This window comes from Pseudomonas sp. TE3644 (assembly GCF_056278815.1).
In genome coordinates this window covers 2728291-2750356 of record NZ_JBWBQF010000001.1, presented here as the reverse complement: position 1 = coordinate 2750356, position 22066 = coordinate 2728291, and the positions used below count along the sequence as shown (strand labels likewise).

18 protein-coding genes are annotated in these 22066 nt (G+C 63.9%); 12 read left to right on the top strand and 6 right to left on the bottom strand.

The genetic code is table 11. From position 1 onward, the window contains the following. Positions 1-26 precede the first annotated feature (26 nt). The 7 genes from ACZ9GA_RS12140 to ACZ9GA_RS12110 all read left to right on the top strand — a co-directional run bounded on the left by ACZ9GA_RS12140 (position 27) and on the right by ACZ9GA_RS12110 (position 10628). Positions 27-2228, top strand: a complete 2202-nt coding sequence (locus ACZ9GA_RS12140) for a T6SS phospholipase effector Tle1-like catalytic domain-containing protein (RefSeq protein ID WP_457362439.1) — start codon at positions 27-29, stop codon at positions 2226-2228. After that, the gene (locus ACZ9GA_RS12135) at positions 2215-2520 is read left to right on the top strand and encodes a PAAR domain-containing protein (RefSeq protein WP_457362440.1); all 306 of its coding nucleotides are present in this window, start codon (positions 2215-2217) and stop codon (positions 2518-2520) included. The genes ACZ9GA_RS12140 and ACZ9GA_RS12135 overlap by 14 nt, the downstream gene beginning before the upstream one ends. Then, a complete protein-coding gene (locus tag ACZ9GA_RS12130) occupies positions 2517-3632 on the top strand; it encodes a hypothetical protein (protein ID WP_457362441.1) in 1116 nt (371 codons plus the stop codon). Before ACZ9GA_RS12135 ends, ACZ9GA_RS12130 begins: the two co-directional genes overlap by 4 nt. Then, a complete protein-coding gene (locus tag ACZ9GA_RS12125) occupies positions 3616-6642 on the top strand; it encodes an ImcF-related family protein (RefSeq protein ID WP_457362442.1) in 3027 nt (1008 codons plus the stop codon). Before ACZ9GA_RS12130 ends, ACZ9GA_RS12125 begins: the two co-directional genes overlap by 17 nt. A gap of 50 nt (positions 6643-6692) precedes the next feature. Next, complete coding sequence (gene tssF / locus ACZ9GA_RS12120; protein ID WP_457362443.1) at positions 6693-8453, top strand: type VI secretion system baseplate subunit TssF; 1761 nt, start codon at positions 6693-6695, stop codon at positions 8451-8453. A 104-nt stretch (positions 8454-8557) separates the two neighbouring features. Further along, positions 8558-9487 carry a site-specific integrase gene (locus ACZ9GA_RS12115; RefSeq protein WP_457362444.1) on the top strand — a complete coding sequence of 310 codons (930 nt, stop codon included), beginning with the start codon at positions 8558-8560 and terminating at the stop codon, positions 9485-9487. 151 nt (positions 9488-9638) lie between these two features. Then, positions 9639-10628, top strand: a complete 990-nt coding sequence (locus ACZ9GA_RS12110) for a DNA-binding protein (RefSeq protein WP_457362445.1) — start codon at positions 9639-9641, stop codon at positions 10626-10628. Positions 10629-10631: 3 nt separating this feature from the next. On the opposite strand, the gene ACZ9GA_RS12105 is transcribed toward ACZ9GA_RS12110, so the two are convergent. Then, positions 10632-11051 carry a hypothetical protein gene (locus ACZ9GA_RS12105; RefSeq protein ID WP_457362446.1) on the bottom strand — a complete coding sequence of 140 codons (420 nt, stop codon included), beginning with the start codon at positions 11049-11051 and terminating at the stop codon, positions 10632-10634. A gap of 314 nt (positions 11052-11365) precedes the next feature. Here ACZ9GA_RS12105 and ACZ9GA_RS12100 point away from each other — a divergent pair, with 314 nt between their 5' ends. The 5 genes from ACZ9GA_RS12100 to ACZ9GA_RS12080 all read left to right on the top strand — a co-directional run bounded on the left by ACZ9GA_RS12100 (position 11366) and on the right by ACZ9GA_RS12080 (position 16723). Then, positions 11366-12061: a fumarylacetoacetate hydrolase family protein gene (locus ACZ9GA_RS12100; protein ID WP_457362447.1), complete on the top strand. Its 696-nt coding sequence runs from the start codon at positions 11366-11368 to the stop codon at positions 12059-12061. Positions 12062-12129: 68 nt separating this feature from the next. Next, complete coding sequence (locus ACZ9GA_RS12095) at positions 12130-13047, top strand: helix-turn-helix transcriptional regulator (protein WP_457362448.1); 918 nt, start codon at positions 12130-12132, stop codon at positions 13045-13047. Between the two features lie 61 nt (positions 13048-13108). Further along, the gene (locus ACZ9GA_RS12090; RefSeq protein ID WP_457362449.1) at positions 13109-14065 is read left to right on the top strand and encodes an alpha/beta fold hydrolase; all 957 of its coding nucleotides are present in this window, start codon (positions 13109-13111) and stop codon (positions 14063-14065) included. A gap of 295 nt (positions 14066-14360) precedes the next feature. Further along, positions 14361-15677: an OprD family porin gene (locus tag ACZ9GA_RS12085; protein ID WP_457362450.1), complete on the top strand. Its 1317-nt coding sequence runs from the start codon at positions 14361-14363 to the stop codon at positions 15675-15677. A gap of 140 nt (positions 15678-15817) precedes the next feature. Continuing rightward, positions 15818-16723: a LysR family transcriptional regulator gene (locus ACZ9GA_RS12080; RefSeq protein ID WP_457362451.1), complete on the top strand. Its 906-nt coding sequence runs from the start codon at positions 15818-15820 to the stop codon at positions 16721-16723. On the opposite strand, the gene ACZ9GA_RS12075 is transcribed toward ACZ9GA_RS12080, so the two are convergent. The 5 genes from ACZ9GA_RS12075 to ACZ9GA_RS12055 all read right to left on the bottom strand — a co-directional run bounded on the left by ACZ9GA_RS12075 (position 16695) and on the right by ACZ9GA_RS12055 (position 21984). Then, entirely contained in the window at positions 16695-18110 is a 1416-nt protein-coding gene (locus tag ACZ9GA_RS12075; protein ID WP_457362452.1) for an efflux transporter outer membrane subunit, read from the bottom strand. The genes ACZ9GA_RS12080 and ACZ9GA_RS12075 overlap by 29 nt on opposite strands. Then, positions 18107-19162: an HlyD family secretion protein gene (locus ACZ9GA_RS12070; protein WP_457362453.1), complete on the bottom strand. Its 1056-nt coding sequence runs from the start codon at positions 19160-19162 to the stop codon at positions 18107-18109. Before ACZ9GA_RS12070 ends, ACZ9GA_RS12075 begins: the two co-directional genes overlap by 4 nt. Positions 19163-19183: 21 nt before the next feature. Next, a complete protein-coding gene (locus ACZ9GA_RS12065; protein ID WP_457362454.1) occupies positions 19184-20728 on the bottom strand; it encodes an MFS transporter in 1545 nt (514 codons plus the stop codon). Positions 20729-20831: 103 nt separating this feature from the next. Beyond that, positions 20832-21245 carry a DoxX family protein gene (locus tag ACZ9GA_RS12060; RefSeq protein ID WP_457362455.1) on the bottom strand — a complete coding sequence of 138 codons (414 nt, stop codon included), beginning with the start codon at positions 21243-21245 and terminating at the stop codon, positions 20832-20834. 139 nt (positions 21246-21384) lie between these two features. Next, a complete protein-coding gene (locus ACZ9GA_RS12055) occupies positions 21385-21984 on the bottom strand; it encodes a HAMP domain-containing protein (protein ID WP_457362456.1) in 600 nt (199 codons plus the stop codon). Between the last annotated feature and the right edge of the window lie 82 nt (positions 21985-22066).

Below are 22066 nucleotides of genomic sequence, written 5' to 3'. Positions count from 1 at the left end.
CACCTGAGTTCCCAAGGTGGGGTAGGTTGCCTCGAAAAATCAAGGAGGTTCGAGAAAACATTAAGCGACAACGTGATTTGGAACATTCTTATCACGACGCGCTTTGTTTAGAGGCAGGATATCGCACGGCTCCACCTTGCTGTAAAACGCTGCATGTCAGCCTGTTTTTCGATGGCACGGGAAACAATTTCTATAACGACGCATTCATGTCCCACCCTCCACACCCAACCAACATCGCGCGCTTATTTCGCGCAACCATCGGTGACGGACATGTTGGGGGTATGGGGCATACAGGTATTCGTGCTCAAGAGTTAATCGATGGGGCGGTGCGGCATGGGGAATACTTCAAATACTATATGCCGGGGGTTGGCACTCCTTTTCCTGAAATCGGAGACTTGGACTATACGACAAGAGGCCTTGCGAGCGCCTATTTTGGTGAGGAACGTATAAATTGGGGGCTGATGATGATCATCGACGCCTTACGTCGGACCCTTGGGGGAGAAGGGCTAACTACTGATGATCTTAAAGCTGCGATCAGGGCAATGGGGACATGGATGGGAGCAGAGTCATGGACAGGATCGAAAAATCGAAAAACTCAATTTAACAAACAGCTTCAATCGCTAAAGCCATTATTGGAGATTGCATTCGGACCTCCAATTGGGGGGCAGTCAAAGTTACTGGCAGTTAAGCTATATGTGTATGGATTTTCCCGTGGAGCGGCTGCAGCCAGAGCGTTCGTTAGCTGGCTGAATGAGCTATTGGGAGTTAACGCATCTCTAGAAATAGATAGCGTTAGTATTCCGTTAAGTGTTGCGTATTTGGGTGTTCTAGATACCGTCGCTTCGGTAGGTATAGCAGATGTCCTACCTGGCGCTCGAGGACATATGAGTTGGGCTGATGGCAACCAGGAATTACCCAACAGCGGTCTAGTCAAGCGGTGCCTGCACTTGGTCTCCAGTCACGAGCAGAGACTTTGCTTTCCTTTGGACTCTATCCGGAGACAGACCGGCGAATATCCCGTCAACTGTGCAGAGGTAATCTACGCCGGGGTACACTCTGATTTGGGGGGCGGTTATCCACCGGGGGATCAAGGGAAAGCAAATGGGCGAGGCGATGGCGACCTGTTATCACAGATCGCTTTGCATGATCTTTATGCTGATGCGTTCGTTCACGGTGCCCCCCTAAAGATACAAAGGGAAAAAATGCCTGCCGACGTGGAGTTGGAGCCTTGGCGAATAATGGACCCTGTATCGTCGGTAGAGTTCGAGGTATCGCCCGAGGTCGTGAAACGATTCAATGCATGGCGCCAAGTGACGCTATCTCTGCGGACAGGTACAGAAATGCACACGCTTGAGCATTCAACCAACTATCAGCCATTATTGGGATCTACAACCCTAGAACAAGCCATCCGCTCCCAACTCGCCTGGATCACCGCTTGGCGAATCGACCGCTACGGCTTCGCCAGCCTCAAACAAACCCCTTTCTACCAACAAGCCAGCAACACCCACTCCGACCCTGTTGTCCAAGGCTTCGCGAAAGAAGAGCTCGCCAAGCAACAAGCACTGATCAAGAAAAAGCGCGAAGCGCAACTCGCCGCCGAACGTACCGGTCGCGTCCCCAAAAGACCCTTGCCCCCAGGCTTGCCACAATTCGACGCTGATATTGCGCAAACCCAACTTCTGGAAGCGGCTGAAGAATTCGCCGCAGCGTACCGCAATCCGCATGGCCGCGCCTCCGCATTGACCCGCCTGGTGCCCGCCAAATCTCCGCCGGCTTTTGTCCTGCGCATCATTACCGCCGACGCAAGGCACGAGGGCGAGCATCTGAAGGATGTTGGTCAGCAAAGAGTCCGCATCCTGTTTCCACCCAAGGAAAAGTACCGCAGTCACCTTGACGAAAACTATCGCGGCGAAGTGGATGAAAACCGCAATGCAACCCAACCCGAAGGACTGCTGCGGGCGCTGTTTGATGATCAAGTGCATGACTCACGCGCGTGGTTTCTCTACTCGATGGGGCGCGAGCCGCTGGGCAGCTACTTCCGCGAGCGCATGGTGTTTTTCGGTGAAGCCAGCCGCCGCGAGGTCGCGATGCACGGCGAGGCCCGGGATACCCGCGTTGTGGAGGCAGTCGGCGACGCCGAACACATGGCACAGGCCCGCCAATCCATCAACACGCGATGGGAAACGTACTACGCCAAGCATCAGGAGGTGACTGATGACCTCGCTTGAATACCCCCTATGGCCTGATAGACGAGGTACACCGATGAAACCAGTGATTCGCAAAGGCGATACGTTACTTGAGTACGGCGGCCAGGTCGTGGACGGTCATTACCTATGGTTCGGTCTGCCTATCGCCTGTCAGGGCGATGCTGTTCACTGCAAGCGCCATGGCCCTACCACGATTGCTGAAGGAAGCGACTTGATGTGGGTGGATGACCAGCCGGTGGCATTGGATGGCCACGCCTGTGCATGCGGCTGTACGTTGGTGAGCTCCATGCCTGATACGTGGGTGGCGTCGTGATCGCGGCCCCGCAGTTTTTACCGTACCCGTTGCGCCAGCCCCCGTCCTATTCTCGTTGGCTGGCCAGCGGCGTGGCCGTGCTGGCAGCGTTCAGTAGCGCGGGTGTGATATGGCAACCTGCGTTTGATCAGTTTCCTGCATCTCGCGTGGCGACAAGCCTGTTCACACTGTGGCTGCTGGCGCTGCTGATGCGCGTGCTGTATTACCGGCTCAATCGTCACAATGCTCAGTGGTACGAAGAGGCCGTGCAGCGAGTGCAAGTTGGGTGGTGGCAGCGGCACGGGCAACAGGCCGCACTGCTGGAGTCGGTCTTGATCGGGCCGCACTGCTGCGCGCCGGGTCAGCGTGATGACTTGTTAAGCGGGAATGTTCCGGCGCTTGCTACCGGAACGCGCGTGCTGCGCGTGTCGCTTGTGGCTAGCGACACGACTGCCGAGCGAGAGCAAAAACTGGCAAAACTGCTGGTCTCGCAGTGGCAGCAGCAGAGAGGTGAAAGCTCTGCCGCCAACATGCTGAGCTGCTACTGGCTGGGCTCTTCGGTGGCATGGGAAGCATTTTTCAAGGAGATGTCCGTCATTTTTCCGCAAGTCGGCCTGCCCGCACAACCACAACCCTGGCAAGGCATCGAAACCCTAAGCACCCTCATCGACCATCTGCAAACCGCGCCCCCCGACACCCGCATCCTCTGCGCCGGCTGCGAATCGTCACCCCCGCGGCCTGGCGCAACCATCCCCGCCGGCGAAGCCGCCGTCCTCTGGCTACTCGCCCCTCAAGGCGGCGTGCGCCTGTGCCGCGGCGAATGGTTCACCGCCGACAGCGAGCCCCTCAACGCCGTCGCCGAGCGTGCCTTGCAGCAAGCCCATCTCAGCGCACCGCCCGCCACTTGCGTGTCGTTCTCCCAACCCGACCCGCAGCCGGACCTGCCCTGGAACCTGCGTCAACACCTGCAGGATGCACATTTCGGCGCCTTGCCCATGCTCGGCGCCATGGTGGCGCAAACCCTGGCGGCTTGGCAGGCGCAGCAGCAGGGCGAACCCTGTGCCTGGCTGGCCAACGACCCTCAATACACCCTGGCCCTTGGAGTGGTGAAGCCCGATGACTCAAGTAACTGAAACGCCCAAGGTGTTTGCCTGGCAAACGGCTCTGTTGATGGCGCTGGCCATTGCCGTGGCCGTGACCCTGGCCGCCACGGCGTGGTGGTCGTGGGGGGAAGTCGCATTACAGGACGTCGTGCTCAAGGCCGTGGCGCTGTGGGCCCTGCTGTTCAGCGTGTCGATCATGATCTGGCTGCTGCACCAAGGCGGCCTGCGCAGTCTGGTGGAATGGCCTTACCGGCAGCAGGCAGTGCCCGAGCCCCGGCCGGTCCCGCACTTGGAAATGCTTGAGCACCTGCAGTTGCACTATGGCCGCTTTTGGCGCTGGCGTGTGCGTGTGCTGCTGGTGGTGGGCGAGCCTGAACAGATCGATGCCATTGCCCCTGGTCTGCTCGCGGACCGCTGGTTGGAGGGGCAGGGCACCGTGCTGTTATGGGGTGGCAGCATCGTTGCCAGGCAGGCGGATGAGCAAGCACAGTTAAAGGAAATGAATGCACGCCGACCTCTGGACGGCATTGTCTGGGCCCTGTCCGATGTGCAGAGCGCCGATGCCAAAACCATGACCGCCGCAGCGCGCTACCTGCGCGACCTGTCCAGTGCGCTGAGGTGGCAGGTGCCGCTGCACCTGTGGCAGGTGTGCGCCTATCAGTCCCAGCCCCAGGATTTCGTGCCGCCGGTGGGTTGTCTGCTGTCATCGAGGGCGACGCTGGCTGAGGTAGAAGAAAAGCTTAATGGGTTGGTGGATCCGCTCAACAAGCAAGGCATCGCGGTGATGAGAACCAACATGCGCCGCGATTTCCTGTTCCGTCTGGGTTACGAGCTTCGCGTGGGTGGGATCACACGCTGGCGTCAGGCGCTGGAGCCGCTGTTGCCGCAGTTTGGCCGGGCCATGCCGCTGCGCGGGCTGCATTTCAGCCTGGCGCGCCAGGACGGGCCGGTGCCAGGGATGCAGCATTTGTTGCAGCTCGATGGGGCGTGGGCGCATGTGCTGGCCGATCGTTACGTACGCGGTTGGCGGCGCGGCTGGTGGTCGGGGAAAGCCGCAGCCTGGGCGATGCTGGCCTTGGCCGGGGTGGCGTTGTGTGGTGTGGTGGTGTCGTTCGTGGGCCAGCGCAACCAGATGGCGCAAGTGGGCAAGGTGATCGAGTTGCCGGTGGGTGACATCGCGACCCTGACCGCGCTCACCGTTGAACTGGATCGCCTGGCGCAGGGCGAGCCATGGCATGCGCGTTTTTTTGGCGTTAGCCAGACTCAACCCCTACTGAACGCACTATGGGCTCGCTACGAGCTGGCCAATAACCTGCTGTTGCGTGATGTAGCCGCAACACACCTCACCCAACAGCTCAAAACCCGAGGCACCGACCAGACCTACCACGCGCTCAAGGCGTACCTGATGATGGCCAACCCTGAACAGGCCGACCCTGTTTTCCTGGCGCAAACCCTGGAAACGGCAGTCCCCGCGCCACCGGGGCTTTGGTCATTCTACGCCCGACACCTGCCCGCGCATCCCCAGTGGCGTATCGAGCCCGACCCAACCTTGATCACCCAGGCACGCCGAACACTGCTGGGCATGCTCAAGGAGCGCAACAGTGAGGCCCAGCTCTATCAGCAACTCATCAAGCGGGTGGGCAGCCAGTACCCCGCGCTGGACCTTGCGCAATTGACCGGTGATACCGACGCTGCCGCCTTGTTCTCCAGCCATACAACAGTCCCGGGCGCCTTCACCCGTCAGGCCTGGGAAGATCAGGTGCGCAGCGCCATCGACGATCTGGTCGACACCCGTCGCGAAACCGTCGACTGGGTGCTGGGCGATCTACCGTCAGGCCGACTGGCCCCCGACGCCTTGAAGGCGCGCCTGACACAGCGCTACACCCGGGATTTCAGCACCGCCTGGCAACGCTTTCTAAACAACCTACAGTGGCGCCCAGCGGACAGCCTGGCCGGCGCCATCGCTCAATTGACCTTGATGAGCGACGCCCATCAATCGCCCTTGCTGGCACTTATCGGCAACGTGGCGGTCGAGACGCAGGGCATTCTAGCTACGCCATTGCTGGGCCCATCCGCCGACCCCCAACTCAGCCTGCCCGGTTATCTCACTGCCGTCACCCGGCTGCGCTTGAAACTGCAGCAGGTGCACAGCACCCACGACGCGCAATCGCTGTTCCAAAGCCAAAACGCCGACTTTGCCGAAGCCCGCGACCAAGGTCGGCTGATCGCCGCCAGCCTGGGTAGCCAATGGAGCGAATTTGGCCAGACGCTGTTCGTGGAGCCGCTGCAGCAGTCCTGGCAACACGCGTTGCAGCCCTCTGCTGAGCGCCTCAACCAGCACTGGCAGCGCGCGATCGTCGATCACTGGAACGCCTCGTTCACCGGTCGCTATCCCTTCGTGGCCTCCGGCAGCGACACTTCGCTGCCCATGCTCGGCCAGATGATTCGAACCGACACCGGGCGTATCGAGCAGTTTTTGCAACAGCAACTGGGCGGCGTGCTGCGCAAGGAAGGCAACCGTTGGGTGCCGGACCCGCGTAATGGCCAGGCGCTGCGCATCAACCCGGCGTTTCTCGATGCGGTGAATCAACTGGCCCACCTGGCCGATGTGCTCTACACCGACGGTGGTATGGGCCTGGGCTTCGAGCTGCGGGCCAAGCCGGTGCGCGATGTGGTGCAGACCACCTTGGTGCTCAACGGTGAGCGCTTGCACTACTTCAACCAGAAGGAACGTTGGCAGCGTTTCACCTGGCCGGGGCGCGCCGGCTATCCAGGTGCACAACTGAGCTGGACCAGCGTGCACACCGGTGAGCGGCTATTGGGCGACTACGCCGGCACCTGGGGGCTGATTCGTCTGTTGGAACAGACCCAGGTGACAGCGCTGGACGACAGCGACACGCACTTCAGCCTGGTGCTAAAGGCGCCAGACGGGCTGCCCCTGACCTGGCACCTGCGCACCGAACTGGGCGCCGGCCCCCTGGCGCTGCTGACACTGCGCGGCTTCACCTTGCCTAAACACATCTTCCTGGCCGCCCTGTAGCCGCGGCTACGGTGGGTCATTTCGCGACGACTGACAGAAGGATATGCACCTTGAGCATGGACCACCTGCTACGCCAATACTTCATGGCCGAGATGCGCTACCTGCGCGAGGCTGGCCAGGAATTCGCCCAGCAATTCCCCGAACAGGGCCGTGACCTGGGCCTGGACAACGGCCAGCTCGACCCGGAGGTCGCGCGCCTGTTCAAGGGTTTCGCGCTGCTGATGGGGCGCGTGCGCGAAAAGCTTGATGACGACTTCCCCGAGCTGACCGAGGAGTTGGTGGGCCTGGTGTGGCCGCAGTACCTGCGCGGGGTGCCGTCATTGACGATGGTCGAACTGACGCCGGACCTCAGCCAGATGAGCCGCTGCGAACTCGTCGACAAAGGTCTTGAGGTGGTGTCGCACCCCATCAAACAGGATATTCAGTGCCGCTTCACCACCACGCAGGACGTGTTGCTGCGACCGCTGGTGCTCGAGAGCCACCAGCAGGAATTCGTCTTCAACGGCGAGGGCCTGCTGCGCCTGCGCTTTGCCCGCGGCCCGCTGGCCGCCTGGCGCGATATCGACCTGGGCAACTCGCCCATCTACCTCAAGGCTGACCCTGCACTGGCCTACGCGCTGCATTACTGCCTGGCGCTGGACCTGGCTCACATCCGCGTGCGCTACCCGGGCGTAGAGCAACCGCAGGCGGTCGATGCGTTTTTCACGCTCAGGGGGTTCTGCGAACAGGATCGCCTGTGGCCTCGAGGCGAAGGCGCCGCTCAGGGGTATCAGCTGCTGCTGGAATACTTCACCTTTCCCGAGAAATTCCTGTTCCTCACCCTGTGCGGTCTGGAACGATTGACGGTCCCCGAGGATGCAGCCTGGTTCGAGCTGGAAGTGGAGCTCCAACACCCATGGCCCGCCGATCTGCGCCTGAAGCAGGCCAGCCTGCACCTGCACGTCGTGCCGGCCATCAATCTGTTTCCCCTGGCGGTCGAACCCCTGGTGCTGGCGCCGCTTGCGTCGGAGTATTCGCTGCGCGCCTTATACCCGCAGGATGGGTTTACGCAGGTCTACAGCGTGGACGAGGTGCGCGCGGTCAGGGACGAAGCAAGCTACCCCTACATGCCGTTCAAGAGCTTTCGCCACAAGGGCGGCATGCTGCGCGACGAGATCCCGGAGCGCTATTTTCACACCCGCCTCAAACGCTGCGCCGATGCCAGCCACGACACCGTACTGGTCCTGGGGGGTGATGGGCTGGAACAGGACCGGCTGCCGCCCACCGAGCCGTTGACGCTGCGGGTGACCGGCAGCCACGGCACGCTGCCGCGACTGTCGCTCAGGCCCACTTTGCTCGACACGCCTGTCAGGGTGGGCCAGCTGACCTTGGCGGTGCGCAACCTGTGCATGCCGACGCTGCCATGCTACCCGCCCGATCGCGAGCGCTTCCACTGGCAGGTGCTGGGCCATCAAGGCTCGCACACGCTGCACATGCTCGACAACGCCGAAGCGCTGCGCAGCACGCTGGCGCTGTATGACTGGACCGACAGCGAGGTCAATCAGCGTCGGTTGGCCGCGATCCTCAAGGTAGAGCACTTTCTGCACCAGCATGACCGGATGCATCTGGAGCGGGGGGTGGACATTGAAATCACTTTGGACGAAGGCGGATTCCTGGGGCCGGGAGATATCGGGCTGTTTGGTGAAGTCATCAGCCACTTTTTTGCCTTGTATGCCGATGTGCACCTGTTCAACCGGGTGATGTTGGTACTGCACCCCAGCGGCCAGTGCCTGGCGTGGCCGGTGCGGCGCAGCCGGCGTATCCCTGGCTGAACACTGTAGGCGCCAGCCCAGGCACCGCAGCGCCCGCATCGCGACTAAAGTCGGCTCCTACACACGGTATACTGTTCGGCATCTGCATATCACCAAGGCCCCCCATGGTTTCCGACGTAGACCGCTACATCGCCGCCGGCACCCGTGAAAACACCCGGCGCAGTTACCAATCGGCGGTGGAGCACTTCGAAGTGACCTGGGGCGGCTTCCTGCCGGCCACCAGCGATGGCATCGCGCGCTACCTGGCGGCGTTCGCCGGCAAGCTGTCGCTCAACACCCTGAGGTTGCGGCTGGCGGCGCTGGCCCAGTGGCACGTCAGCCAGGGCTTCCCGGACCCCACCAAAAGCCCGCAGGTCAAGCAGGTGATGAAGGGTATCCGCACCGTGCACCCCCAGCAGGAAAAACAGGCCGAGCCGTTACAGTTGATGGCGCTGGAACGTTGCGTGCGTTGGCTGGACAGCGAGATCGCGTCTGCGCGGGTGCAGGCGGACAGTCGACGCCTGCTGCGTTGCCAGCGCGACAAGGCGCTGATCCTGATGGGCTTCTGGCGGGCGTTTCGCAGTGAGGAACTGTGCCGGTTGGATGTGCAGTTCATTCAGGCGCGGCGCGGGGAGGGGATGCGTATTTTTCTGCCGTGGAGCAAGGGCGATCGCGACAGCCGTGGCACCACCCACTCGGCGCCGGCGTTGGAGCGGTTGTGCCCGGTGGATGCCTATTGCGACTGGCTGGAGACGGCGGGCATTGCCCAAGGGCCGGTGTTTCGCGGGATTGATCGCTGGGGGCGGCTGGCGGATAAAGCGCTGCATCCTTACAGCGTGATGCATCTATTGCGCGAAGCGTTGGTGGGGGCGGGGCTCGATGGTGATGCCTACAGCAGCCACTCCCTGCGTCGAGGCTTCGCCAACTGGGCCAGCCAGAGTGGCTGGGACCAGAAGTCGCTGATGAGTTATGTAGGCTGGAAAGACAGCAAATCGGCCCTGCGCTACCTGGACGCCCGCGCCGAATTTCGCCTGCCCAGCCTCCAAACCCCGTAGCCGCTGCCGCTAGGCTGCGCTGGCCCTGACCCACGCTGAAGTTATGCAGGGTTCACACCGGCCAGCGCAGCCTGGCGGCAGCGGCTACAACTTGTGTATAGTGCCGCCCCATACAAAGTACGTAACGCAGTACACCTCAACAGGAGCAGGCATGGCGCGCGGCGGGATCAACAAGGCAGTGGTACAAAAGGCGCGTGAAGGGCTGTTGGCCCGGGGCGAAAACCCCACCATCGACGCCGTGCGGGTCGCCTTGGGCAACACCGGTTCAAAAACCACCATCCACCGCTACCTCAAGGAGCTGGAAGAGACCGACCAGCGCCGCCTGGCCCCGCGCGAGCACCTGACCCAGGAGCTGGGCGAGCTGGTGGGCCGCCTGGCCGAGCGCCTGAAGGAAGAGGGCGACGAATACGTGCAACAGGCCCAGGCCCGCTTCGACCTGCAAAAGGCCGTACTGGAAGCCGACCTGGACAAGGCCCTCAAGGCCAACGCCGCCTTGCAACAGCAATACGAGATCCAGGCCGAAGCCTTGGCCAGTGAATCCGAGCAACTGCTGACCACCCGTACTTCGCTGCAAACCGAGCACACCCGCAACGCCCGTCTCACCCAGGAATGCACTGACCTGCAAGTGCGCATCGCCGAGAAGGACGAGCAGATCCGCTCCCTGGAAGACAAGCACCAGCATGCCCGCGACGCCCTAGAGCATTATCGCCAGGCGGTGAAGGAACAACGCGATCAGGACCAACGTCGTCACGAGGGCCAGGTGCAGCAAGTGCAAGTGGAAGTGCGGCAATTGCAGCAAGGCCTGATCGTCAAACAGGACGAGCTGATGCGCCTGAGCCGCGACAACGAACGCATGCTGGTGGAGGCGCGTCAGGCGCGCAAGGACCAGGACAACGCCGCCCAGGCGCTGGCCGACAAGGTCAATGAAGCCAACGCCCTGACCCTGCAACTGGCCCAGGCCCTGGGCGCGCGTCAGGCGTTGGACGCGCAGATCGAGGTGTTCCGCCAAGAGCAGGCAGCCCAGGTCAAGGCCACCAAGGCCCATGTGCTGCGCGAAGCGCGTCTGGAACAGCAACTGCAACAGGCCAACGCCACCCTGGCGCAATGGCGCGCCGACCGCGCGGCGGCCAGCGCCGAGTAAGCCTTACGCGTCGCCCGGCGCCACCGGGTGCAGGCCACTGCGCAGGATACGCCGGGCACGCTGGACCTTCTCCAACGCCCCCGGCACGCCGTTGCCCATGTCCATCAGCGCCTTGGCGCACAGCTGCGGCCCATAACCGTCGAGCTTGGCGAACTGCTCGCCGGTCATGTGCACCGTCTTCATGGCGAATGCCAGCAAGTTCTCGCCAGGGTGCGGGCCTTCCATGATGCTTTGGATCATGTACGCCAGCGCCTGGCGGTACTGGCCTTGAGTGAGGATGGCGGCGCAGTCGATATCCGTGCCGGCGAAGGTATGCTGCATCCACTGACGCTGCACATCATCCAGCCGCTGCGGGTCGCTGCCATCGTCGGCAAACACCCGGGTGACACGCAGCGGGACGACGTTGTCCTGGTGGTCGGCCATGGGAACTCCTTCTCGACTTCGGCGATTAGGCTCTGTACGAAATGCATCCCAGCTCGCCCATGCTGCGTTGAAAACAGGCTCGTGCGCGAGTCCGATCGGAATGCTCATTTACAACCCGTAAAGTCGAGCGCGACTCCGACCGTTCCTCGCCTGTTTTCGCCTTGCTTGGCCTTCGCTGGAATACATTTCATACAGACCCTGGCCTTGAGTATGCGCCAATGCGTTGCCCTGTCCACAATCCACGTGGTTCTGTACAAGCCCTGGCGCTGCTCGCAACGGCACACTGGCCGCCTGCCTTAAGCCAGGAGTTGTCCATGACCGAGTACGTGATTGCCCCACCACCCGCCGCCAGCGTCGCCATCGCCGGTGACAGCCGCCGCTTCCCGATCCGCCGGGTGTTCTGCGTGGGCCGCAACTATTCCGAGCACGCCCGCGAGATGGGGCATGACCCTGATCGCGAGCCGCCGTTCTTTTTCTGCAAGCCGGCCGATGCCGTGGTGCCGGCTGAAGGTGTGATCGCCTATCCGCCGCTGACCAGCGACCTGCATCACGAAGTGGAACTGGTGGTGGCCATCGGCGAAGGCGGGGTCGACATTGACCCGGCGCACGCCTTGGCCCATGTATGGGGCTACGGCCTGGGGCTGGACCTGACCCGCCGCGACCTGCAGGCCCAGGCCAAGAAACAGGGCCGGCCGTGGGACTGGGCCAAGGGCTTCGACGAGTCGGCGCCGTGCACCGCGCTGATCCCGGCGGCCACCCTGGGCCACCCGGCCAGCGGCGCCATCTGGCTGACGGTCAACGGTGAGGAACGCCAACGCGGCGACCTGTCCGACCAGATCTGGCCGGTGTCGGACGTGATCGCCTACCTGTCGCGCTCGGTGGCGTTACAGCCCGGCGACCTGATTTTCACCGGCACGCCCGCCGGCGTCGGCGCCTTGCAGCCGGGCGACCAGGTCAGCGCCGGCATCGATGGCGTGGCCCAGTTGGAACTGCGCATCGGCAACCGCTGACGGCAGGCTTGGAGGAGGGCGCTGCGCGCTTTAGACTGGCGGCGTCTTCCCCCCAAGAGGTTGTTGCCATGTCGTCCCTGTCCCGCGTGCCCACCTATGGCATGCAGCAGCGCAGCAACCGCGACGACTTCTACATCCGCGACAAGCAGGAGCGCGAGGCCCTGACCTCGCCGCACCGTCACGAGTACTTCCAGATCCAGATCAACCTGGGCGGCGACACCGTGCAGCACATTGGCGGCGCCGTGCGGCCGTTCCCGCACAAGGCCTTGAGTTTTATCCTGCCCCACCGCCTGCACCTGATTCCGCACCCGGAGCAGGGCAATTTCATGCTGATCAACTTTGCCCAGGGCTTCCTGTTGCCGCATCTGCCGTGCGATCCGCTGGACCTGGAGGACGTGCCCCTGGCGCAAGCGCCGGAACTGGCGCCGTTCCAGTTCCAGGAGCACCTGGACTTCATCCTCGACGATCCGGCCTTCGCCGACATCGAAACCTTGATGCAACGCCTGCGCAGCCTGGACCGCACCCGCGAGTTCGGCACCACCACCCTGTTGCGCGCCGGGCTGTTGCAGTTGATCGGCGTGGTCAGCCAGCGCTTTGCCGGGCCCTTGCAGCAACTGGCCAGTGACAAGGCCACCCGCCGCGGGCGCCGCGACGCCCTGGCGCGGGTCACCGCCTATATCCGTGAGCACATCGCCGACCCTGAGTTGACCCTCAAGGACGCGGCCGCCGCAGCCTTCCTGTCACCCAATTACCTGACCCACCTGCTGCGCAAGGACACCGGCAGCACCTTCAGCGAACTGGTGCTGGAGCGGCGCATGCGCCTGGCGCGCACCCACCTGCTCAACAGTGACGAGCCCATCAGCCACATCGCCCAGCGCTGCGGCTTTGCTGACGAAGCCTACTTCTCCCGGCGCTTTCGCCAGACCCAGGGCCTGCCGCCCGGGCAATTCCGCCGGCAGCAGCGCGAGCATAGCGCCGGTCAATGATGGTTAGCGTTGTGGCCGGGGTTTGCTAGGGTAGGGGAAACGGATCACACGAGCACGGACGATGAAGGCCACACAGCAACGCAGCCTGGCGGTCAACGGCATCACGCTGAGCGTGCACAGCGCCGGCCCCGCCACCGGCAAGCCGATCTGGCTGCTGCATGGCTTTCCCGAGTGCTGGCACTCGTGGCGATCGCAGATCGAGCCGCTGGTGAGCGCAGGCTACCAGGTATGGCTGCCGGAAATGCGCGGCTACGGCGCCAGTTCCGCCCCCCAGGCGGTGGATGCCTATGATCTGCTGACCCTGTGCGCCGACATCCAGGGCGCCATGGACGAACTGGGCCATACCCAGGCGTGCATCATCGGCCATGACTGGGGTGCGCCCGTGGCCTGGCACCTGGCGCTGCTGGAGCCTGAGCGGGTCAAGGCCGTGGTGGCGCTGTCGGTGCCGTTCGCCGGGCGGCCGCGGCAACCGGCGGTGGACCTGCTGCGCGCGCACTTCAAGGATCGCTTCAACTACATCCTCTACTTCCAGAACCCCGGCGTGGCCGAGGCTGAATTGGATGCCGACATTGCCCATACCTTGCGCATGTTCATGCAGGGTGGCGACAACGGCGACCTGATTCTCAAGGACAAGCCCGCCACGGCGCAGTTGTTCGACGGCATCAACCAGCCGGACCGGTTGCCGGACTGGTGCAGTGCCGAGGACTTTCAGGTGTACGTGGACACCTTTGCCGGACGCGGTTTTCATGGGGCGCTGAATTGGTACCGCAATTTCGAGAAAAACTGGCTGCGGACCGAGGCGCTGGCCGAGGCCAATGTCGAGCAGCCGGCGTTGTTCCTGATCGGCGACCTGGACCCTGTCGGGGTGCTGGAAGCCCATACCTTGCTGCGCATGCCCAAGCGCGTGCCGCGCCTGGAGCAGCACGTGATCAAATCGTGCGGCCACTGGATACAAAGCGAACAGCCCGAAGCGGTGAACGCCCATTTACTCAAGTTCCTGGCCGCCCACTACGCCTGATGCCTGTAGCCGCTGCCGCCAGGCTGCGCTGGCCCTGACGTACGCTGAAATCTACAGGGTTCACGCAGGCCAGCGCAGCCTTCGGCAGCGGCTACACATGTAGCGTCATGAATCTTCGTTCATCTTTGCAACCTGCTGATCAATAAGGCATTGCGCAAGCCCGCGCGGTGGCTGCTTATGCCTTTTTTAACAAATTTTAGGATCAATTCAGGCATAAGCATAGGCCAACTCTGTATTTTTGAACCAAACCGTCCATTCCTACACTCGCCGTCCCTGACCTCACCAAGGACGTCCGATGTACCGTCAAGCCTTCCCCCTGGCCCTCAGCGCCGCCCTGTTCAGCCAGCCCCTGTGGGCCGACGGCTTCCTCGACGACAGCAAGGCGGACCTGACCGCGCGCAATTTCTTCATCAACAACGACAGCCGCAGCGGCACCGCCAACCCCTCGCGGCAACAGGAATGGGGGCAAGGCTTTATCCTCAATTACGCCTCGGGGTTTACCCAAGGGCCGGTGGGTTTCGGCGTCGACGCCCTGGGCATGCTCGGCATCCGCCTGGACTCGGGCAAGGGCCGCGCCTACAACAATGGCAGCAGTGGCGGCGGCATCGTCTTCCCCAGTGACAGTGACGGCCGCGCAGTGGCCGATTTCGCCACCCTGGGCCTGACCGCCAAGGCGCGGTTCTCCAATACCGAGGTGCGCGTGGGCACGCTGCAACCGCACTTGCCGGTGATCGGCATCAACGACGGCCGCCTGCTGCCGCAGACCTTCCAGGGCACCCAGGTCACCAGCCGCGAGATCGACAACCTGACCCTGGTGGGCGGCAAGATCACCTCCGTCAAAGGCCGCAACTCCAGCAACCAAGCCTCGCTGTCGATCGCCGGGGCCAACAGTGAAACCGGCCAGCGCAGCAATGCCTTCTACTACGCCGGTGCCGATTACAAACTCGACCCCCACACCACCGCCCAGTATTACTTTGCCAACCTCGACGACTTCTATGACCAGCATTTCGTTGGCCTGACCCATAGCAGCAAGCTGCCCTACGGCACGTTGCAGACCGACCTGCGCGGCTTCATCAGCAACGGCCAGGGCGAGAACGCCAGCGAAGCCGGGCGCCTGGCCGGTTACAAGAGCAGCGGGGCGGTGGGCAGCAACGGCGAGGTCGACAACCGCACCTGGAGCGGCCTGTTCACCTACACCCTGGGCAGCCAGTCGCTGGCGGCGGGGTACCAGCGGGTCACCGGCAAAAGTGATTTCCCGTTCATCAACCAGGGTGACGGCAACGCGCCGTACCTGATTACCAGCCGCCAGATCGGTCGCTTCCAGCACGCCGGCGAGCGCACCTGGCTTGCACAGTACAGCTACGACTTCGCCCGCCTGGGGCTGTCGGGGCTCAGTGCCTCGGTGATCTACCTCAACGGCGATCATATCCAGGCGGCCAGCACGGGCGGGGAGTGGGAGCGCGACCTCGCGCTCAATTACGTGGTCAACCAAGGCACGTTCAAAGGGCTGGGGTTCAGCTGGCTGAATGCGGCGTTCCGTACCGAAGTCACCGGCCAAAGAAGCCAGGATGAAAACCGCCTGATTGTCAGCTACCGGTTCTCGTTGTTCTGAGGGTTCGGCGGTGAAGCTATCGCGACCAAGGTCGGCTCCTACGTGGGCCCACAATTGGCGTAGGAGCCGACCTTGGTCGCGATAGCTTCACCGCCGATTACCCGTTGCACCCCAGAACCCCAACCCCCTATCCTGCGCCCATGAAAAATCCCGACCTGAACCTGCTGTACGCCCTCGACATCCTCCTGAAGGAAGGCTCGGTGGCCGGCGCCGCGCGCCGCCTCAACCTCAGCTCGCCCGCCACCAGCCGGATCCTGGCGCGCATCCGCGATGCCCTCGACGATCCGATTTTCGTACGCTCCCAGCGCGGCCTGGTGCCCACACCCAAGGCGCTGGCCATGCAGGCGCAGGTACGCGGCGCGGTGGAACTGGCCCGTGGTGTATTCCAGCAAAGCCAGGGCCTGGACCTGGCCACCCTGGTACGCACCTTCAGCCTGCGCGCCAACGACGTGTTCATCGGCGCCTACGGCAGCCGCCTGCGCGAGCTGTTGCGTCAGCATTGCCCGCGCTGCGTATTGCGCTTTGTGCCGGAAAGCGACCTGGACCATGACCCGCTCAATCAGGGCAGCATCGACCTGTCGATCAGCTCGCGCCGAGCCTTCGGCCCGGACATCAAGGTGCAGCACCTGTTCGAGACCGCCTTTGTGGGCCTGGCGCGCCGGGGGCATCCGATCCTGGAGAAGCCGGTGGATCTAGAGGCGTTCGTCGCCCATGAGCACGTGACCGTGTCGCGTCGCGGCCTGGCCCGGGGGCCTCTGGACGAGGCGCTTATGCAGCACGGCCTGACCCGCCGCGTGGCTTACATCACGCCAACCTTCCACAGCGCGATGTTCGCCGTGGCCGAGTCCGATCTGCTGCTGCCGATCATGCCGGTCAACATGCTGCCCACCCTCGAGCGGCTGGGGCTGGCGTTGCAGGCATTCGAGCTGCCGGTGGCCGTGCCCAGCGTCGAGATTGTCCAGGCCTGGCACCCGCGCCTGGACAACGACCCGGCGCACCGCTGGCTACGGCGCACCCTCAAGCACTTGGCGGACCCTGCGGCGTAGCCTGCCAGCCGCCCCCCAGCGAGCGGTACAGGTCGACCAGCGCCAAGGCCACCAGGGCGCTGTTGGCGACCTGCGCCGCCTGGTTATCCAGCAGCGCCGTCTGCACGTTCAGTACGTTGAGAAAGTCGACGCTGCCCTGGTCGTATTGCAGTTGGGCGCTATGCAAGGCCCGCTGGCTGGCCTCCACGGCTTGATCGAGGCTGGCCTGGCGACGCTGACGGGCCTGGTAGGCCGACAGGGCATCGGCCACCTCATGCCAGGCGCCCAACACCGTCTTGCGGTAGGCGATGGCCGCTTCCTGCTGACGACCTTCGCTCAGGCGCAGTGCCCCTTGCAGTCGGCCGCCCTCGAACAGCGGCAGACTGATGCCCGGCCCTGCGGCGAAACTGCGCGAGGCCCAGTTACCCAGGTTGGCCAGTTGCAGGGCCTGCAGGCCAACATCGGCGCCCAGGGTGATGCGCGGGTAGAAATCGGCCTGGGCCACGCCGATGGCGGCGGTGGCCGCATGCAACCGGGCTTCGGCTTCGCGGATGTCAGGGCGACGTTGCGCCAGTTCGCTGGGCAGCCCGGCAGGCACCTGGGCCGGGCCATGGGGCACGGGGGCAGGGGCTTGCAAGGCACCCTCGAGCGTCTCCGGCGGCTGGCCGACCAGCAGGCTGAGCGCATTGATCAGCACGCTTTCGCGCTGCTCAAGGTCGGGCAGGCGCGCTTCGATGGCGGCACTCAAGGCCTGGGCCTGGGCCACCTGCAAATCGGTGGCCACGCCCTGGGTGCGCTGGGCCTGGGTGAGGGTCAAGGTGCGACGGGCGATGGCCAGGTTGTCGCGGGTCACCTGCAGGGCGCTTTGGGTGCCGCGCAGTTCGATATAGTCGCGCGCGGTCAGGGCCATGATCGCCACTTGCAGGCCGTGTTGCTGCTCGCGCACCGCCTGCACACTGGCATCGGCCGCCTCCACGCTGCGCCGCACGCGCCCCCACAGGTCAGCCTCCCAACTGATCGACAATCCTGCGTTCCACACACTGTAGGCCTGCTTGCCGTCGTAGCCGGAAATGTCCATCAGCCCGTCCTGGCTGTTGCGTGCACGCTGGTAGCTGCCGCTGGCGTTTACTGCTGGTACGCGATCGGCTGCGACGGTGGCGCGCAGGGCCTGGCTTTGCTGCACGTGGCTGGCGGCGATGGCCAGGTCCAGGTTACCGGCCAGGGCCTGGGCCATCAGTGCCGACAGCTGCGGGTCGTTGAAGCTGGCCCACCACTGCGGGTTCACGCGGCCGTCCACGGCTTGCCAGCGGGCGGGCAGGTCGGCCTTGGGCGCCTTGAAGTCCGGCCCCAGGGTGCAGCCCTGAACCAGGCTGATCAGCAACAGCAGGGCAGTGATACGCCGCCTCATCGGGCACCTACCTGCGCCTGGGCGTCGTCGGTGTCGATGCGCGCCTGCACGGACATGCCCACGCGCAGGCGCTGGGCAAGCGGCTGGTCGGGGTCGAGGACGATCTTCACCGGAATGCGCTGCACCACCTTGGTGAAATTGCCGGTGGCGTTGTCCGGGGCGATGGCGGCGAAGGTTACGCCAGTGGCCGGGGCGATGCTGTCGACATGGCCCTTCAGCGTATGGCCGGGGAAGGTATCGATGGCGATCTCGGCGTGCTGGCCGGGCAGCATGTCGGTCAACTGGTTTTCCTGAAAGTTGGCCACTACGTAGGCCTGGGCACGCGGCACCACGGCCAGCAACGGGTCGCCTGGCTTGACGTAGCTGCCCACGCGCACACTGCGGCGGCCCACTTCACCGCCCTGGGGGGCATGCAGTTCGGTGTAGCTGAGCTCAAGCTGCGCCCGTTCGACCTGGGCCTGTGCTTGTCGCACCAGGGCTTGGGCTGTGCTGGCTTGGGCCTGCAATACATCGGTCTGCTTGAGCACGGCGGCCAGCGCCGCCCGGTGTTCGGCAGCCACGGCACGCACGCTGCGCAGGCGCGACTGGGCTTCCTGAAATTTCTGCACGGTGCCAGCGCCTTGGTTGGCCAGGGCCTGGTAGCGCTGCTGTTCATGTTCGGCAAAACCGGTTTGTGCACCGTCGGCGTCCAGCACTGCGTGGGCCTGATCGACCATGGCCTGCTGGCGCTGCAAGGTGGCCTGGGCATCGGCCGCCCGTGCCTGGGCCGCCGTCAGTGCCGCTTCGGCGGCCAGCAGGGCGTTGCGGTAGTCACGGTCATCGATGTGCACCAGGGGCTGACCGGCGTTCACTGGCTGATTATCGTCCACCAGCACGCGGTCGACGATGCCGGCGACCTTGGGCGCCACCAGCATCAGGTCGGCCTGCACATAGGCGTCGTCGGTGCGTTGCACCGGGTCGTTGGCCAGCAACAGGTAGCCAACACCGGCTGCCACCAGCGTGGCGCCTGCCGTCAGGGCCAGCCAAAGGCGTTTGGATTTCACTTCACTCATCATTCAACATCCATGCAAGGGTCAGGAGGCCGCGCGCGGTGGATACACGCGCGTCGGCAGGATCGGAATCAGCGCAATCAACAGCAGTGCCAGCAGGCCCATGGCCCGGTACAGGTCGGCCGCCGTCAGCACCTCGGCCTGGCGGTGCACACGCTCGGCCAGCTCGGCGCCGCCGCTGCCGGGCCAAAGATTGCCCAGGCGGTCCACCAGCATCGTGGAATGCAGGTGCAGGCGGTGCAGGCTCAGGGTTTCCAGGGCGCTGCCGGCGGCCACGGCGGCGAACCCCTTGATGGTGTTGAACCAGGCCGAGGCAGCCGGGCCGTCCGCCGGTTGCAGGCCGCTAGTGGCCAGCATCAGCAACGGGATCACGGCCATGGGCTGGGCAATGATCTGGATCATCTGCAGGGGGTAGAAGTCGCCGCGATGCCAGGCGCCGGTCAGGTGCGAGCCCAGCCAGCACACCAGCGCCATCAACCCCAGGCCTGCGGCCAGCACCCAGCGGCAGTCCACCACCCGGTTATTGAGCAGGGCCACCACCAGGGGCAGCGAAATCAGCTGCGGCACGGCCACCCACAGCAGCACGGGCGCCGTCTGCAAAGGGCGATAACCCTGGACGCTGGCCAGGTAGTTGCTGGGAATGATGATCACCGCCAGCAACACGAACAGCACGCCGCCCAAGGTGATCAGCGCATGGCTGAGGTTGCGCAACCGCAGCATCTGCACCTTGAAAAACGGCAGCGGGTGGAACCATTCGTTGATGAAGAACAACACCAGCAGCCCCAGGCCACCGCCGACCAGCAGGCGGATCAGGGGCGACTGGAACCAGGCCAGGCGCTCCCCCTGTTCCAGGCCCAGCACCAACATGATCAACGCGGGCAAGCCCAGCAGCAGGCCGCGCCAGTCCAGTTGGCGCAGGCGCTCCAGGCGCAGCGGGTCCTGGGGCAGGCCCCAGGCTACGCAGGCCATGGCCAGCAGGGTACCGGGGATGATTTGCCAGAACGCCCAGTGCCAGCCCAGGTATTCCACCGCCCAGGCGGCCAGCGGCAAGCCGAAGCTGGGCCCGAAGGTGGCCGTCAGGGCGTAACCGCCCAGGCCATACAGCTTGATGCCTGGCGGCAGAAAGCGCAGGGCCACGGACATCAACAGCGGCGGCAGGGCACCGCCGGCAAATCCCTGCAGGATGCGCAGCAGTAACAGCGTGTTGTAGTTGGGCGCCAGCGGGCACAGCAGCCCCAGCACCACGAAGGCGCCCATGGCCCACAGGCTGAAGCGTCGCAGGGTGAAGGTGGCCGCACACCAGGGCGCGAACGCCATGGCCGACACCGACGTGGCGGCGTAGCAGACCAGCAGCCAACTGGCCTCGTCGTGGCCGATACCCATGGCGCCGCGGATATCGGCCATGGCGAACTTGGTGACATTTTCGTTGAAACCCGACACCAGCACGGCCAGCAGTACGCCCACAAGGCCCGTGGCAATGCGCAGGCCGAAGGCGGCCGGGGCCGGTGACGCTGTTGCCCGAAGCGGTTCGGGCAGCAGCGGGGTGAGGGGCGCGAGGAGGGCGCTCATGGGGTAGCTCCGCAGTCAGTGACGATGCGGGCAGTCTAATCAGCGCTCCCGGTTACCAATATTGCTGTTTTGACACCTTCAAAGTGCGTTTTTTGCACTTGGCTCAGCGGCCGTCCACGGAGTACTTCCCAGGCCCGGTCACCGCCAGCAGTAACAGGCCGCCGATAATGGCCAGGTTCTTGAAGAAGTGGGTCTGGTTCATCATGCGGTCGGCGCCTTCCATGTTCCAGAACGGGTGGCCGATCAGCGCCGTGCCCAGCACGAACAACGCCATCAGCGCGGCCAGGGGGCGGGTGTAGAAGCCGAGCAGCAGCGCAATGCCGACGAAAAACTCCATCAACACGGCGATGGCCGCGGCTACCTGCGGCACCGGCGCACCCAAGGAGGCCATGTAGCTGACCGTGCCGGCAAAACCGGTGAGCTTGGCCCAGCCCGCAAGGATAAATAGGATCATCAACAAAATTCTGGCGATCAGGATGATTTCGTTGTTTTGGCGCGCGAAGAGGTTGTATCGCATGATGTTTTCCCGACACGGAGAGTGTTGGAATAACTGTAGCAGCCCTTGTCGGAACCGCGTTGGCTGCATCGCGGCCAAGGCCGGCTCCTACCCCGGACGGCGTAGGAGCCGACCTTGGTCGCGATGAGGCCGGTGAGGGCTATGTAGAACCCGGAGTTTTGTCATGCAGATAATGCTGCGTCGCATCCAGCACCTTCACGATCGCATCAATGTCCTGGGTGATGTCCGCCGCCAGCCTGTCATCCTCCAGCATCGTCACCCGCAATTTGAGCCGCGACAACGGCGTGCGCAGGTCGTGGGACACCGCCCCCAGCATGCGTCGGCGCATGTCCACCTGATCGCGGATCGACTGCTGCATGCGGTTGAGCAGACCGGCCACCTGGCGCGCCTCGACACTGCCGGTTTCCTCCAGCGGACGGCTGTCCAGGTCATCCCCCAGCCGTTCAGCGGCCTGGCTGAAGCGCTTCAACGGCCGGGTCAGCGAGCGGCTCACGTACCAGGCGATGCCCACCAGCGCCAGACCCTGGAACGCCAGCATTGCCTTGGGCCACACCAGCAAATAGTGGGAACTGGCCTCCAGTGCCTGCGCCGGGGTGTCGGTTTCCAGCGTGGTGCCCAGCCGCGGTGGCGGGGGAATGCGGTAGTGCACGATCCACAGGTAGGTCAGCCCGTGGGCGAGGAAGATCGCGCCCAGCGACACGGCGAAGATGCGGGCAAACAGGGTGCGGGACTTGATCATGGGGCAGGGCCAGGCAGGCGTATGCCCAAACGATAACACTCTGGCAAGGTTCCGACGTATCGCCTTGGTATCCGGCAATCGC